At 72.5% G+C, this 13360-nt stretch carries 14 protein-coding genes and 4 tRNA genes; 9 read left to right on the top strand and 9 right to left on the bottom strand.

The annotated features are described in order from the left end of the window. The first annotated feature begins 22 nt into the window (after positions 1 to 22). Entirely contained in the window at positions 23 to 532 is a 510-nt protein-coding gene (locus ABZ321_RS31150) for a sigma-70 family RNA polymerase sigma factor (protein WP_344503270.1), read from the top strand. Continuing rightward, positions 529 to 1254 carry a zf-HC2 domain-containing protein gene (locus ABZ321_RS31145; RefSeq protein WP_354897907.1) on the top strand — a complete coding sequence of 242 codons (726 nt, stop codon included), beginning with the start codon at positions 529 to 531 and terminating at the stop codon, positions 1252 to 1254. Before ABZ321_RS31150 ends, ABZ321_RS31145 begins: the two co-directional genes overlap by 4 nt. Before the next feature lie 154 nt (positions 1255 to 1408). Here ABZ321_RS31145 and ABZ321_RS31140 read toward each other — a convergent pair whose 3' ends face one another. Continuing rightward, a complete protein-coding gene (locus ABZ321_RS31140) occupies positions 1409 to 2032 on the bottom strand; it encodes a (2Fe-2S)-binding protein (protein ID WP_354897904.1) in 624 nt (207 codons plus the stop codon). A 91-nt stretch (positions 2033 to 2123) separates the two neighbouring features. Between ABZ321_RS31140 and ABZ321_RS31135 the strand changes: the two genes are divergently transcribed. Together ABZ321_RS31135 and ABZ321_RS31130 are read left to right on the top strand one after the other, a co-directional pair. Next, the gene (locus tag ABZ321_RS31135; RefSeq protein WP_354897901.1) at positions 2124 to 2726 is read left to right on the top strand and encodes a TetR/AcrR family transcriptional regulator; all 603 of its coding nucleotides are present in this window, start codon (positions 2124 to 2126) and stop codon (positions 2724 to 2726) included. A 39-nt stretch (positions 2727 to 2765) separates the two neighbouring features. Then, the gene (locus tag ABZ321_RS31130) at positions 2766 to 3182 is read left to right on the top strand and encodes a GntR family transcriptional regulator (RefSeq protein WP_344503274.1); all 417 of its coding nucleotides are present in this window, start codon (positions 2766 to 2768) and stop codon (positions 3180 to 3182) included. Between the two features lie 10 nt (positions 3183 to 3192). On the opposite strand, the gene ABZ321_RS31125 is transcribed toward ABZ321_RS31130, so the two are convergent. The 3 genes from ABZ321_RS31125 to ABZ321_RS31115 are packed head-to-tail and all read right to left on the bottom strand — an operon-like array spanning position 3193 to position 6360. Continuing rightward, complete coding sequence (locus ABZ321_RS31125; RefSeq protein ID WP_354897898.1) at positions 3193 to 4887, bottom strand: Hsp70 family protein; 1695 nt, start codon at positions 4885 to 4887, stop codon at positions 3193 to 3195. Between the two features lie 37 nt (positions 4888 to 4924). Then, the gene (locus ABZ321_RS31120; protein WP_344503277.1) at positions 4925 to 5734 is read right to left on the bottom strand and encodes a protein phosphatase 2C domain-containing protein; all 810 of its coding nucleotides are present in this window, start codon (positions 5732 to 5734) and stop codon (positions 4925 to 4927) included. Continuing rightward, positions 5731 to 6360 (bottom strand): hypothetical protein, encoded by a 630-nt coding sequence (locus ABZ321_RS31115; protein ID WP_344503278.1) that lies wholly within the window; start codon positions 6358 to 6360, stop codon positions 5731 to 5733. Before ABZ321_RS31115 ends, ABZ321_RS31120 begins: the two co-directional genes overlap by 4 nt. 200 nt (positions 6361 to 6560) lie before the next feature. Here ABZ321_RS31115 and ABZ321_RS31110 point away from each other — a divergent pair, with 200 nt between their 5' ends. Further along, positions 6561 to 8258 (top strand): hypothetical protein, encoded by a 1698-nt coding sequence (locus ABZ321_RS31110; protein ID WP_354897894.1) that lies wholly within the window; start codon positions 6561 to 6563, stop codon positions 8256 to 8258. A 56-nt stretch (positions 8259 to 8314) separates the two neighbouring features. On the opposite strand, the gene ABZ321_RS31105 is transcribed toward ABZ321_RS31110, so the two are convergent. After that, positions 8315 to 8390 (bottom strand) — tRNA-Gly (locus ABZ321_RS31105). Between the two features lie 83 nt (positions 8391 to 8473). On the opposite strand from ABZ321_RS31105, the gene ABZ321_RS31100 reads away from it, so the two are divergent. From ABZ321_RS31100 to ABZ321_RS31085, 4 genes are all read left to right on the top strand, one after another. Next, a complete protein-coding gene (locus tag ABZ321_RS31100; RefSeq protein ID WP_354898103.1) occupies positions 8474 to 9520 on the top strand; it encodes a CapA family protein in 1047 nt (348 codons plus the stop codon). Between the two features lie 100 nt (positions 9521 to 9620). Next, positions 9621 to 9693 (top strand) — tRNA-Gly (locus ABZ321_RS31095). Positions 9694 to 9710: 17 nt separating this feature from the next. Further along, positions 9711 to 9781: transfer RNA gene (locus tag ABZ321_RS31090), tRNA-Cys, on the top strand. Between the two features lie 36 nt (positions 9782 to 9817). Continuing rightward, positions 9818 to 9892 (top strand) — tRNA-Val (locus ABZ321_RS31085). A gap of 171 nt (positions 9893 to 10063) precedes the next feature. Here the strand turns inward: ABZ321_RS31085 and ABZ321_RS31080 are convergent. From ABZ321_RS31080 to ABZ321_RS31065, 4 genes are all read right to left on the bottom strand, one after another. Continuing rightward, positions 10064 to 11176, bottom strand: coding sequence for a site-specific integrase (locus ABZ321_RS31080; protein WP_354897891.1), 1113 nt, complete (start codon positions 11174 to 11176; stop codon positions 10064 to 10066). A gap of 116 nt (positions 11177 to 11292) precedes the next feature. Next, entirely contained in the window at positions 11293 to 11517 is a 225-nt protein-coding gene (locus ABZ321_RS31075) for a helix-turn-helix domain-containing protein (RefSeq protein ID WP_354897888.1), read from the bottom strand. Next, the gene (locus ABZ321_RS31070) at positions 11514 to 12482 is read right to left on the bottom strand and encodes a DNA methyltransferase (protein ID WP_354897885.1); all 969 of its coding nucleotides are present in this window, start codon (positions 12480 to 12482) and stop codon (positions 11514 to 11516) included. The genes ABZ321_RS31075 and ABZ321_RS31070 overlap by 4 nt, the downstream gene beginning before the upstream one ends. Further along, positions 12475 to 13215 carry a hypothetical protein gene (locus ABZ321_RS31065; protein ID WP_354897882.1) on the bottom strand — a complete coding sequence of 247 codons (741 nt, stop codon included), beginning with the start codon at positions 13213 to 13215 and terminating at the stop codon, positions 12475 to 12477. The genes ABZ321_RS31070 and ABZ321_RS31065 overlap by 8 nt, the downstream gene beginning before the upstream one ends. Positions 13216 to 13360 lie beyond the last annotated feature (145 nt).

Raw genomic sequence — 13360 nt, 5'->3', positions numbered from 1 at the left:
CGCGGACGAGGGGAGTACCCGGTTGACCAGGGACGAGGAGCTGATGACCGCGCTGTACACCGAGCATTACGGTGTGCTGCTCGGCTTCGTGTCACGGTACGAGCGCGACCGCCACCGTGCCGAGGACCTCGTCCAGGAGACGCTGCTGCGGGCGTGGAAGCACATCGGGAGGATCGACGTCAGCCGGGACACCACGCGGGCGTACCTGCTGACGATCGCCCGCAACGTAGTCAGCAACGCGTGGCGGGCCGACCAGCGCCGGCCCCGGCTCGTCGACGACCCCGACGCGATCGCCGCGGTCGCCGACGCCGACAACGTCGACGAGCTCGTCGAGGGCTGGCTCGTCCGTGCCGCCCTGGACCGGCTGTCCGTGGAGCACCGGCAGGTGGTGGAGTCGGTCTACTACGACGGGCGGACCGTCGCCGACACCGCCCGCCACCTGTCCGTGCCCGAGGGGACCGTCAAGTCGCGTGCCTACTATGCGGTCCGGGCGCTGCGCGCGGTGTTCGAGGAGATGGGGGTGCTGCGATGAGTGGGGAACATGACGCGGTGCGTCCGTTGCTCGGCGGGTACGTCCTCGGCGGCCTCGACGACGCCGACCAGGCTCTCGTCGACGCGCACCTGAGCGGCTGCGCCGGGTGCCGCGCGGAGGTCGACCGGCTCGCCCCCGTGCCCGAGCTGCTGCAACGGCTGCCGGTCGGACCGTCGCCGGTGCCGCTGGAGGCCCCGACCCGCGACGGCCTCGACGCGTTCCTGCGCCGGGCCGCGCTGCCGGAGCGCCGCCGGAGGGCGCGGCTGGTCGCGGGGGTCGCCACGGCCGCCGTCGTGCTGGCAGCCGTCGCCTTCGCCGTTTGGCCGGAGTCGTCGCCGGTACCGACGGCGACACCACGGACGGTCCCGCAGTCGGTGACGCAGCTGTCGACGCAGCCGTCCCCGTCATCGTCGCCCGCCGCCGGGACGGTGGTCCAGTTCGTCGCGGCCGCGGGCAGCGCCATGTCGGGCCGGGCGACGCTGACGCCGCGGCAGTGGGGCGTGTCGGTGGCTCTGGAGCTGACCGACCTGCCGGGCGAGGGGCCGTTCGTGCTGCGGGTCGTGGGCCGCGGCGGCCAGGAGGAGCAGGCCGCGTGCTGGGGCCGCACCACGTCGGCCTCGGCCCGCGTGACGGGCGCCAGCTCGATCCAGCTGCCCAACGTCGACAAGGTCACCGTCTCCGACCACGACGGCCACCTGCTGGGCACCGCCGCCAAGGACTGAGCCGTCTCCGACCACGACGGCTACCTGCTGGGCGCCGCCGCCAAGGACTGAGCCGGCCCCGACCACTACCTGCTGGGCGCCGCCGCCAAGGACTGAGCCGGCCCCGACCACGACGGCCATCTGCTGGGCACCGCCGCCGAGGACTGAGCCGGGTTCAGGGCCGTCGCAGGACGCAGTCGCCGCAGGTGCCGCCGCCGGGGATGCGGTAGTACAGGCAGCAGTTGCGGCGGCGCAGCGCGCGGCCGTGCAGGTCGGCGGTGCCGGCGAGCGGGTCGGCGGTCAGCAGGTCGGCGACCAACGCCCAGACGGCGGGGTCGTCGAGCTGGCCGGCGGCACCGGCGAGGGCCGAGCTGACGTTGCCCCACAGGACCTTCGGCGACAGCCGGAACTCGGCCCGGAACACCTCGAGCAACGGCGCGACCAGCCCCAGCAGGATCCGCTCGCGGAAGGCGTCGCGCGCCAGAGGGCCGCCGCCGGCCGGGGCGGTGCACGCGATCGGCCAGGGCCCGGCGGGCACAGGCTTCCAGAACAGCTGCCCCGGATCCGGATAGCGGGGGGCGAGCAGCGGCGGGGCGAGCAACCGCGACGCGACACCGAGGAACGTCACCGACGCGACGACCCGCACCGGCACCACCGCGGGGTCGAGCCCGAACATCGTCAGGAGCGTCTCGCGCGCCACCCCGACCCGCTCCGCCGCGACTGCCGGGGTGAGCAGGTCGGTGAACGGCCGCCAGCCGTCCGCCGCCGTGTGGTCCTCCCAGACGAAGTACGGGTTCACGAGGCGCAGCGTAATCCAGCGACACGGGCCGATGGCGCGTTCACCGCACGATGACCGGATCGCGCCGTGGCGCAGGCGATACCATGGGCTGATGTCCGTGACCGCAGACACCGGCGAGCGTTCGCGGATCATCGAGGCCGCGCACCGCTGCCTGGTCGACACCGGCGGCGAAGGCCTGTCCGTCACCGGGGTCCTCACCGCCGCAGGCCTGTCCACCAGGGCGTTCTACCGGCACTTCGGATCCAAGGACGCGCTGCTGCTGGCGATGTTCCGCCGCGACAGCGACCGGGTCCACGCGGAGCTGACCGCGGTCGCCGACTCCGCCGCCACGCCGCCGGACGCGTTGCGGGCGTGGATCTCCGGGTTCCTGTCGCTGACCGCCGACAGCCGGCGCCGGCGGGGCGTCCTCGTCATGTCGTGCGGCGAGCTGATGGGCACCGCCGGCTATGCGGCGGAGCGGGCGCGCCAGCTCGGCGCGCACCGTTGTGCGATCGCCGCGATCCTGGAGCGGGGGCGCGTGGACGGGTCGCTGCCGTGGGCCGACCCCGAGGCGGACGCGCGGACGATCACTTCGGCGCTGTCCGCGGCGTTCCAGGAGCGGATGGCCGCCAGCCCGTCGCCCGAGGCCGCCGAGGCCGCCGCCGGGCAGGTCACCGACTTCGCGCTGCGCGCCCTCGGCGCCGCCGCGAACTGACGCTTCCCCCACCTGTGGCCTAGTGGCTACAGTCAGCGCATGCCGCCACGGTACGAGCTGGTCGCCGACGCCCTCCGGGCCCAGATCATGGCCGGGACGCTGCGCCCGGGGTCGCTGATCCCCAGTGCCGGTGCGCTCGCCCACGAGCACGGCGTCGGCCGGGACACGGCGTTGAAGGGCATCGCCGTCCTCCGACGGGAGGGGCTGCTGTTCCTGGCCCCGGACAAGTCGATCCGGGTCGGTCCGGTCGCGGGCCGGGCCACGCGCGGGCCGCTGAGCATCCCCGACGACGTGCTCGACGTGCCGCCGGGCGGGGTCGTGTCGGCCCGGATGCCGACGCGGCGCGAGCGGGAGCGCTTCGACCTGCCGGAAGGGGTGCCGGTGCTGGTCGTGCGCACCGGCGCCGCGGAGGAGGAGGTCCATCCCGCCGACCGGTACGGACTGCGGCTGCCGTAAGCCCCCGCGGTCAGTCGGACCAGGCGGCGACGCCGTCCAGGCGGGCGGCGATGGCGTGCCAGGTGGCGCGGACCGTGTCGGCGTCGACGGTCGCGAGGCGGCGGCGGGTGGATCGGGCGGTGAAGGGCTGGTCGGCGGTGCGGAGCAGGTCGTCGACGGTGTCGAGGAGCGTGCCGGGGGCGAGGAGGGCGCCGATGTCGTGCAGGTCGAACGCGTCGGCCAGCTCGACGGCGACGTCCCGGGCGCCGATCAGCAGGTCGGGCAGCCACTGCTGCGGCGGGTGGCCGAGGTTGTACTGCACCAGGTCCAGGTCGATCACGTCCTCGTCGCCGGGGTGGCCGACGAGCGTCACGAACCGGTCGCGGGCGGCGTCCCAGCCCGGGACGGCGGCGAGCTCGTGGGTGTCGTCGTCCAGCAGGTACTCCGTGAGCCCTTCGACGCTGCGGAACAGCAGCGGGCCGCCGGCCCGGGCGAGGAACACGGTCCGCTCGGGTTCGGTGAGGCGGGCGCGGATCGTCCAGCCGCTGCCGGAGGGCAGGCCGAGGTGCAGCGGGTGGACCGGCGCGTCCCGCCACACGTCGCCGGGCACCACCGCCCAGGGGTCCGGCAGCCAGCTCCACAGGTGCGCGCCGTCGCGGCCCGGCCGTCTCGGCGCCGGCTGCGCGGGGGCGGGGGCGGCCGCCTGCCGGGGGAACCCGCTCAGGACCGCCAGGCTGCCCTCGGCGGCGGCGAGCTTCGGGTGCTCGGCGGCGACCGGCTCGATGCCGGTGACGCGGTGGAGCAGGGTCGCGACGAGCGGCAGGAGGGTGGCGCCGCCGGCCAGGTACACGCCTTCGACCGACGTCTCGTCGACGCCGGCGGCCCGCATGGTGCGCAGGGTCAGCTCGGCGGTGGGGCGCAGCAGGGGCGTCGCGATCCGCTCCAGGTCGGCCGGGGTCAGGGTCACGTCGACGCCGGCGGCGACGCGGACGGTGACGGGCACCCCTGTGGCGAGGAGCTCCTTCGCGCGCCGTGCCTGGTCCAGAAGCCTGCGCCAGGCGCCGGAGTCGCCGCCCGGAGCCGCCGCGCGCAGGTGGGCGGCGATCGCCGCGTCGAGGTCCAGGCCGCCGGCGCCCGCCAGGCCCGCGGAGGCGACGATCCGTGGGACGTCGGCGGAGGGTTGGACGACGGCGGTCTCGAAGGTGGCGGCGCCCAGCTCGTACGTGATGAAACTCCGCCCTGACGTGACCGGCACCCGCGCGGCGAGGGCGCCGGCGAGCGCGACCGGCGCCGGCACGAGCCTGGCGGCCGGCAACCCCGCCATGGACGCGGCGGTCAGCAGCGCGCCGCGGGCGTGGGCGTCCCAGGACGCGGGGTGGGTGAGGGCGACCTCCTGCAGCGCGGCCCCGCCGGTGACCCGCAGCGCCTCGGCGTGCACGGCCCACAGGATCGCCGCGAACAGGTGCACGACCGGGACGTCCACCCCGCCGAGCCGCACGCTCTCCGCGGCGGCGTGCGACTTCGGATGCGGCTCGAACCGCTCGGGATCCCCGGCCCCGCCCCGGAGCGCGGCGGCGCCGACCGCCAGGACCCCCTCGGCCACGTCGAGGTGCACCGCCGACGGCAGCAGCGGCGACCCGTCGAACAGCAGCGGCGCCACCCGCCCGTCGGTGTCCTTGAGGACCGCGACCGTGCTGCCGGTGCCGACATCGATGCCGAGATGCATCGCCCGATGGTGCCAGCCCGCCCGCCGCGGCGGGCGGTCAGGGGCGTGTGGGGATGCCGAGCGGGTCGGTGTCCAGGCCGAGATAGGTGATGAGGCCCGGGTCGGTGTCCTCGTCCTCGGGGGCGGCGTGCGCGCCACGGGTGCGCGGCCCGGCGTCCGGACCGGTCGCGAGGTGGTCCACGACGACGACGGTGACGTTGTCGCGGCCGCCGGCGAGGACGGCCCGGTGCACGAGGAGGTCGGCGGCGGCCTGGGCGACCGGTTCGGCCCGCAGGGCGGCGGCGATCTCGTCGTCGGTCAGCTCCAGGGGCAGGCCGTCGGAGCAGACGACGAAGCGCTCGCCCGGCACCGGCGACAGGACCCACAGGTCGGCGGGGGGTGCGGGTCTGGTGCCGAGCGCCCGCGTGATCACGCCGCGGCGGCGGGTGACGCTCTGGGGTGCGGTGTGGTCGACGGTGAGCTGGGTGAGGACCTCGCCGTCGTAGCGGTACACGCGGGAGTCGCCGACGTTGAACACCGCCCAGCGCTCGGCGTCGCCGTCGAGCACGAGGCTGAGACCGGTGACCGTGGTGCCCATGCCGGTGCGGACGGGGTGTTCGACGGCGGAGGCGAGGATGTCGGCGTTGGCGCGGGCGATCTCGTCGTGCACATCCTGCGGGGTGCGGTCCGGCAGGTCCGCGAGCCGCCGCAGCGCCGCGACGGCGAGCTCGCTGGCGACGTCACCGGCGGCGTGCCCGCCCATGCCGTCGGCGACGGCATACACCCCGTCGACGACCAGCGCGCTGTCTTCGTTGCGCTGGCGCACCCGGCCGACGTCACTGGCGGCGCCGGCCCGGACCGTCGTCACGAGGCACCGGCCCGCACCGTGGTGCCGCCGAACCGCGACACCAGCGCGGCGACGACATCGTCCCGCCCGACCGGCGACAGCGGCCCCGAGCCGTCGTCCGCCGACAGCATCCAGGTCCCGTCGGCGTCGCGGGCGATCGCGACCCCCGCGCCGTCCGACGCGATCGCCACGGCCGCCTCGCCCTCGCCGGCCGTGCACCGGTCGACGAACCTGGCCAGCGGCGACGCGAGCGGCTCGGCCGGGTCGAGGACCTCGATCCCGAACAGCCCGAACGGCCCCGGGTAGGTCGCGACACGGCCGGCGGTGCCGCTGAACACGTGCATCGCGATGGTCTTGTCGCCGGTCGACCCGGCCGCCTCTGTCGTCGTGTGCAGCGTCGCCAGGGCCGCGACCGCGCCCAGGACCAGCGGGCCCGGCACGACATCGCCGCCCTCGTCGGTGCACAGGCCGCGGGCCAGCAGCGACGCGACCCCGGCAGCGGTGACGATGTCGGTGGCCGCCTCGGGCTGCAGGGCGAGACGGCGCCGGACGCCATCCATCGCGGCCGTGCGCTCACCGTGCGGGCCGGCGGCGGAGCGGAGGAGAAACTCCAGCTCCGCGAACGTGCACAAGGTCGTGTCCGCCATGCTCCTCCTTCACGTATGCGCCGCGAGAAGCCAGGAAAGCCGAAGGAAGAACGGCCCGATGAGACTATCAGGAGCCGAACCGTCGCCGTTCGCCGCGGCCCGGTCGACCGTCCCGCCCTCAAATCGTACAAATGACGCATAACACAGATGTTTCGCTGTTCACCTGCGGGTGAGGGCGGCGGCGGGGCAACGTCAACGGAGTGGATCACGCAGCGGGGCTGAGCCGGCGCGCGGTGCTGCTCGCGGCCGCCTGCGCGGGCGCGGGAGTCGCCACTGACGCCTCGGCGGCACCCTCGGCCGGCGCGCTGCTGCCGGTCAGCATGGCTACGCACATTCACGGGCCGTTCAGCGAAGGCCTCGCCAGTTACGCCGCGCACCTGGAGCAGGCCCGCAAGCACAAGGTCGACGTGGTCTGGTGGACCGACCACGACTTCCGGATCGCGGCGGCCGAGCACCGCCGGGCCGTGCACTTCGACGGCGCCTCCGAGCCCGAGCACGGCCTCGGCTGGACGTGGAGACAGCACCTCGCCGGCAAGCCCCGCGGTCACGCCGCCGACTTCGTCGCCTCGCCGCACTCCCCACGCGACGGTGCCGGCAAGGCGCTGCGCCTGAGCGCCACCGGCGGCGGCACGCTGCGCATGGAGGGCATCGCCTGGAACGCGATGGCGAACGCCTGCGTCGCCGACACCACCCTCACCCTGGACGTGCTGCCCGAGCAGCTCGCCGGGGGGTCGCTGACGCTGGAGATCCAGCTGTCCGACCAGCCGGGCAAGGGGGTGCTGCGGCTGCGGTACGACATCGGCGGCGCGACCTTGGTCACGCACAAGGCCGACAAGGCGGTCGGCACGGTGACGCGCCCCGTGAAGGCGGGCGTGTGGCAGTCGCTGACGTTCGACCTGTGCGACGACATCGCGGCGCTGTGGCCCGACATCACCGCCGGCGACAACGCCCTCACGGGGCTGGCGCTGGAGGTCCGGCAGGCCCGGTTCGTGGTCGACCGGCTCACCTTCGACCGCGCCCGCCGCGCCGGGCAGGCCGGCGAGCAGCTGCGCGCCGAGGTCATCGCCGCGGTCGCGAAACGCTACCCGGACGTCACCCAGTTCCGGGCCCTCGAGGTCTCGATGGTCAGGCACCTGAACTGGTTCGGCGGCGACCTGACCCTCCCGCCGTTCCCGAGCCCGCCGCTGCGCGACAACGACCCCGACCTGACCGGGTCCATGGTCCGCCGCCTGCACGCCCACGGCGGCCTCGTCTGCTGGAACCATCCGATGGACGTGGCGAAGCGCGACGAGCTGGCGAAGCTGATCGTGACGCGGGGTGCCCTGGGCGCCGACCTCGTCGAGATCGGCCGTGACCCGGTCGAGGATCTGCTCTGGGTGTACGACGTCGCCGCCCGCAACTGCGTCTTCTTCACCGCGCTGGGCAGCAGCGATGACCATGACGCCACCGACTGGGCCGCCAACGAGGACCACTTCGTCAGCCACGTCTGGTCCCCGTCGAAGAGCCGCGCCGACCTGCTGCGCGCCCTGTCGGCCGGGGCGGCCTGGTTCACCGACCTCGTCTCGTTCCGCGGCGCCCTCGACCTCCGCGTCGGCGGTGTCTCCTACATGGGCGCGGTCCTGGTGGGCGCGGCGCCCGTGAAGGTCGACGTGACGGCGACGAAGCTGCCGAAGGGCGCGAAGCTGGAGGTCGTCACCGGCAAGCTCGGCAGCGGCCTCACACCGTCCACGAAGATCACGGCCGACACGTCGGTGCTGCTGCAGCCCGGCACCTATGTGCGCTCGCAGGTCCGGCTCAAGAACGGCACGGTCGCGGGCGTCTCGAACCCGCTGTGGCTGCTGGCGAAGGCGCCTTCCACACCGATTCCGGTGGCCCGGCGGAGGGCGTTGCCCTACTGAAAAACCGCCTTCGTTGGACCGTGGTCCATCGAAGGCGGTGCTTGAATCCTGTTCCTTGGAGCGGACGACGAGATTCGAACTCGCGACCCTCACCTTGGCAAGGTGATGCGCTACCAGCTGCGCTACGTCCGCGTTGCTGGTGAAGACTCTAGCGCATCGTCGCGCGGCGTTCACCGAGGGGGGCGGTCACCCGATAGCGTGACTCCGTGAGACGCATGATGTTCGCGGCGCCGTTGCTGCTCATCGCCGGTTGCACGGCCACCGCGGCGCCCTCCGCCCCGGCGCCGTCGTCCGCCCCGGCGACCGCCGCGCCGGCTTCGGCCTCCCCGTCGCCCACCCCGGTCGACCTGACGCTCGCCTTCGCCGGCGACGTGCACTTCATGGACCGGACCGCCAAGCTGCTCGCGGACCCGGCGACCGCCTTCGGCCCGATCGCGTCGCAGCTGTCCTCGGCCGACCTCACGATCGTCAACCTGGAGACGGCGATCACGTCCCGCGGGACCGAGGAGCCGAAGACGTACCACTTCCGCACCACACCCGTCGCGATCGAGGCCCTCAAGGCGGCCGGGATCGACGCGGTCAGCATCGCCAACAACCACACCCTCGACTACGGCCGGGTCGGGCTGCTCGACACCCTGGACGCCGTCCACAAGGCCGGCTATCCGGCGTTCGGGGCCGGCGCCACCATCGACGAGGCGTACCGGCCCTGGCTGACCACCGTCCGCGGCGTGAAGATCGCCGTGCTCGGCTTCAACCAGGTCAGCGAGCTCGCCTCCAGCTGGGCCGCCGGCCCCGCCAAGCCCGGCATCGCCATGGCGTTCGACACCGCCCGCGCCACCGCCGCGGTCGCCGCCGCCCGCGCCCAGGCCGACCTCGTCATCGTCTTCAACCACTGGGGTGACGAAGGCAACAGCTGCGCCAACAGCGCCCAGAAGACCTTCGCGGCCAAGCTCTCCACCGCCGGCGCCGACCTGATCATCGGCTCCCACGCTCACACCCTGCAGGGATCGGGCTGGCTGGGCTCCACGTTCGTCGCCTACGGGATGGCCAACTTCCTCTGGTACGGCACCTCCAAGAGCACCGACACTGGCGTCCTGCGCCTGACCGTCCGGGACCGCAAGGTCACCAAACGGGAGTTCCTGCCCGCCGTCGTCTCCGACACCGGCCAGCCCAAGCTGCTCACCGGCGCCGCCGCCACCAAGCTCAGCCAGCGGTACGACAGCCTCCAGACCTGCGCCGGCCTCACCGCACAACCCGGCTGACCCCACCCCGACGCGCCGGATCCGGATACCGGTTTGGCATGACGGTTGGCGGTCGGCTAGAGTTTGCATCCGTCGCCGGGTGCAAGACAGGCCAGGCGGTGCGGACGTAGCGCAGCTGGTAGCGCATCACCTTGCCAAGGTGAGGGTCGCGAGTTCGAATCTCGTCGTCCGCTCGGGAACAAGTGACCACGGTGGGGTGGCCGAGAGGCGAGGCAACGGCCTGCAAAGCCGTGTACACGGGTTCAAATCCCGTTCCCACCTCGGAAAGGCCACACCACGGTGAGGCACCCCAAGCTAGGGCGATTGGCGCAGTGGGAGCGCGCTTCCTTGACACGGAAGAGGTCACTGGTTCAAACCCAGTATCGCCCACCAGCTATACATGCAGGTCAGAAGGCCCGTTATCGGTTCACCGGTAGCGGGTCAACTGCTGTCTGGTCCTTACGTTGGGAGCATTTGGGGAGCATGGTCGCTCCCCAAGGCTGACAACTTCCGTTCGACGGTTGTCCCGCTCCCACGGTGAGCACTTCCTGGCTGCAAATGTTGTCACGTTCCGGACGGTCGTTGGGGTGGGGGAGTCTGCTCCCACCGCAGCTGCAACCCGTCAACGAGGCGTTGCTCGACGACAGCGCTGACGTGGCTGTAGATCCCGCGGACGCCGGGTAGGCGGTGCCCGAGTCGTTTGGCTTGGGCGACCTCCGGTACGCCGTCTTCGATGAGCCAGGTTTTGTGGCTGTGTCGGAGGTCGTGGAAGTGCAGCCCGCGCACGACAGCGGGGATGCCGTTGTCGGGGTCGCCGTCGGTGGCTGGTCGCCAGTGGCGGCGGTGGAAGCTGGAGCGGCGGTGAAGGCCGCCGTCACGTCCGGTGAAGACATGGTCGTGGTCGTGACTGTCGAGGTGGCTGCGGAGCAGTTCGATGAGGAACGGCGGCAGGAGAACGTCCCGCACAGCGGCGGGGGTTTTCGGCGGGCCGAGTTCCAAGTGACCGCCTACCTCGTGCAAGGCGCCTTCGTCGGGATCGACGAAGATCCGGCCCTCGCCGAGTTTGCAGTTGGGCCGGCGTAGTCCGGCCAGTTCGCCCCAGCGCAGACCGGTGTACGCGGCCGTGATGATCATTACCCGGTTCGGGATGGTGACGCGCCCGGCGATCTCGTTGACTTGGGCGGCGGTGGCCCACGGCCGTTCTGGGCGATGGGCTGAGGTGTTGCGCAGCCGCCGGCACGGGTTCATTGCGATGCGCCGCTCTTCAACCGCCTCGCCCATGATCATGGACAGCAGGCTGAGGATGCTGGCAACGGTGGAGTCGGCCCGGCTGCGGCTGAGGTCTTTGACCCACCGTTTGACGGCCATCCGAGTGATGGAGTTGAGCGGGGTGTCGCCGAAGCGGGGCAGGATGTGGATGTCGAGGTGCGAGCGGTACCGCTCGAATGTCGATGCTCCGACGTCGTGGGCATCGAGCCATTCCTCGACCCACGCGCCGAGTGTGATCTTGCCCTGTTCCGGGTTGATGAACACGTCGCGCTGCTGGTCGGTTTCGATCGCGTTGGCGCGTGCGTTGGCCGCTGTTTTGGTGGGGTGGCTGCTGTCGGTGGCGACGGTGCCGTCTGCGTTGCGGAATCGTACCCGCCACATGTCGCCGCGTTTTTCGGCCCAGGCCATGGTGGCTTTCCTCCTGTTGCTGGTGGGTGGTCCGGCCCTGCGGTCGGGGCCGGACCACCATGGACGCTCCCCGTGTCAGTGCGGGTCAAGGCTCACGGGTCGACAGACTGCGATGATCATTGATGGCGCTGGTCGGCGGGGGAATGGGCGCCCGCCGCGATGATCGACGCTAGGTCGTTGGCGGAGAACCGCAGATGCTTCCCGACGAAGGTGCACGGGATCGCACGGGCTGTCGCCTTCCTGCGCAGCCATGATGGGCTGACCTGTAGGAGGGCCGCGGCCTGGGCTGCGGTGTAGAGCAGCGGCGTGTTGGTCGGCTCGTCGGTACCGCTTCTGGTCACCAGCGCGTCTCGTTCCCGGTGGACGCTGGTACGGCCGGGCCGAGCCGGAACACGAGGAGATCCTCATGCTGGATGAGCCATTGCGGGTCGCCGGCGGCGACCGCCTCCGTGACGTTCTTGCGCTGGAAGAACGAGGCCCGCGGCACCAGCACGCCGTCACGCACTCCCGCGATCAAGGCGACCAGTTCCTCAACGAGGGTCAGTCCGGCGGCGAGACCGGCCGCCGCGACCATGCCCGGGATGTCGATCAGCTCTCCACGATGCCGGTACGGCCTGGCGGTCACCGCGACGTGTCCGCCGGGTCGCAGCAGCGCGGCGCAGCCGGTGAGGATTTGGATGAATCCGTCGATCAGCTCGTCGTGTCCGGCGTAGGCGAGGTTCCCGGCGTCGGCGCCGTACCGGTTGTTGATCTTTCGGACTTTCCCGCGACCGGGGCCGGGGGTGATGGCCCGGCCGTGGGTGGAGTCCCCGTACGGTGGGGAGGTCACCACCAGGGCGATCCGGCCGTGCATCTCGTGCGGGAGGAGCGCGGGTAGCCGGCGGGCATCGCCGGTGTAGATCTCGCCAGTACCGGTCGCGCCTTGGCTGGTGGCGAGGCGGATGTTGTCGGCGGCGTGGTTGGCCCACCGGTGCTCGTACTCGATGCCAACGCCGTGCCGGCCGAGATGCATCGCCTCCACGATGGTGGTACCGACGCCGGCCATCGGGTCGGCGACCAGGTCGCCCTCGTCGGTGTAGGTGGCGATGAGGTAGCGGGGGATGGCTGGGAGCATCTTGGCCGGGTGCGCGGTCGAGTCCGGGGTGTAGCGGCCGCTGCGCTGCCCACGAAACGACGTCTGCCCGGTCAGTAGCACCGACCCTTGCACGCCCGCGGCGATCAGCTCGAACAGCCGGGCGAGGTCCGGGCCGCCGTCGGCTGGCAAAACGCTGAGGACGTGTCCGGTGGAGGGGGTGAGCTCATGCATGGGTGGCCTCCTGATCGGTGGTGGTCGACGCGAAGGTCAGGAGGTCGAGGTGGACGGGGAGGTGCCGGCCGTCGAGGAGCGCGGGCCGGGTGCTCGCGGCGGTGGCTGGGTCGCTGCGCGGATCGGTCTCCGGCAGTGGGACCAGCAGTACCGGGAGGTGCTGGTGGTAGCGCAGCCCGGCGGCGCGGGCGGCGGTGATGACGAGGCTGCGCATGGAGATCCGCCCTGGTTCCGGGCTTCGCGCGGGCAGCCTCGTGAGCAGGAACCCGTCGGGGCGCAGCAGCTTTCGCCACTGGTCCATGGCCTCGGTCAGGGCACGCAGGCCGAGGTGGTCACCGCCGGGCCGGGGCAGTCCGGCCAGCAGCAGCGAGACGCCGCGATCGGTGAGGTGCCGGATGCGCTCGGGCCGGGCACGGACGTCGGTGAGCCGGACCCGGCTGGCGTCGCCATCGGGGTTGAGGATCGCCGGGTGGCGGTGCAGGTAGCGGGTCGCGCGGGCGACGGTCGGGTGTGCGTCGAGGTCGAGCACGACGTCGCCGGGCTTGGTGTAGTGCCGGATCAGCCAGGCGAGACGATGCGGGTCGACGCCGTGCCAGGCGTCCGCGTCGACTAGCGGGACGCGCCGCCGGTGCGTCGGGACGAGGAACAGCCCGACGCGCGGGCGTTCGGGGCCGGGTTCGGGAGTGTGCTGGGGCGTCTGCGGCATGGATGGTGTGGCCACGTCCGCCGACAAGCGCTGACACTAAGGGAATACAAATTCGGGCCTTGGTTTGGAATCCCGCCCGCCCGCGAAACCTCGCCGAGCGGCGTGTTCAACTCCCATGAACAAGATCCGTGAACGGTTGAACATGCAGGTCAGACGTTGAACACCAGCGCGG

It is taken from the genome of Dactylosporangium sp. NPDC006015 (assembly GCF_040614215.1).
Taxonomy (GTDB): Bacteria; Actinomycetota; Actinomycetes; order Mycobacteriales; family Micromonosporaceae; genus Dactylosporangium; species Dactylosporangium maewongense.
The sequence above is the reverse complement of the archived record's forward strand: the minus strand, read 5'-3'. Positions and strand labels throughout refer to the sequence as shown.

What these genes read in the sequence shown, in the direction of transcription:
- ABZ321_RS31100 (WP_354898103.1), top strand. Translation starts at nt 8,474, where the DNA reads ATGATGTTCGCGGCGCCGTTGCTGCTCATCGCCGGTTGCACGGCCACC.
- ABZ321_RS31115 (WP_344503278.1), bottom strand. Translation starts at nt 6,360, where the DNA reads ATGGCGGACACGACCTTGTGCACGTTCGCGGAGCTGGAGTTTCTCCTC.
- ABZ321_RS31130 (WP_344503274.1), top strand. Translation starts at nt 2,766, where the DNA reads ATGCCGCCACGGTACGAGCTGGTCGCCGACGCCCTCCGGGCCCAGATC.
- ABZ321_RS31125 (WP_354897898.1), bottom strand. Translation starts at nt 4,887, where the DNA reads ATGCATCTCGGCATCGATGTCGGCACCGGCAGCACGGTCGCGGTCCTC.
- ABZ321_RS31070 (WP_354897885.1), bottom strand. Translation starts at nt 12,482, where the DNA reads ATGCATGAGCTCACCCCCTCCACCGGACACGTCCTCAGCGTTTTGCCA.
- ABZ321_RS31145 (WP_354897907.1), top strand. Translation starts at nt 529, where the DNA reads ATGAGTGGGGAACATGACGCGGTGCGTCCGTTGCTCGGCGGGTACGTC.
- ABZ321_RS31135 (WP_354897901.1), top strand. Translation starts at nt 2,124, where the DNA reads ATGTCCGTGACCGCAGACACCGGCGAGCGTTCGCGGATCATCGAGGCC.
- ABZ321_RS31080 (WP_354897891.1), bottom strand. Translation starts at nt 11,176, where the DNA reads ATGGCCTGGGCCGAAAAACGCGGCGACATGTGGCGGGTACGATTCCGC.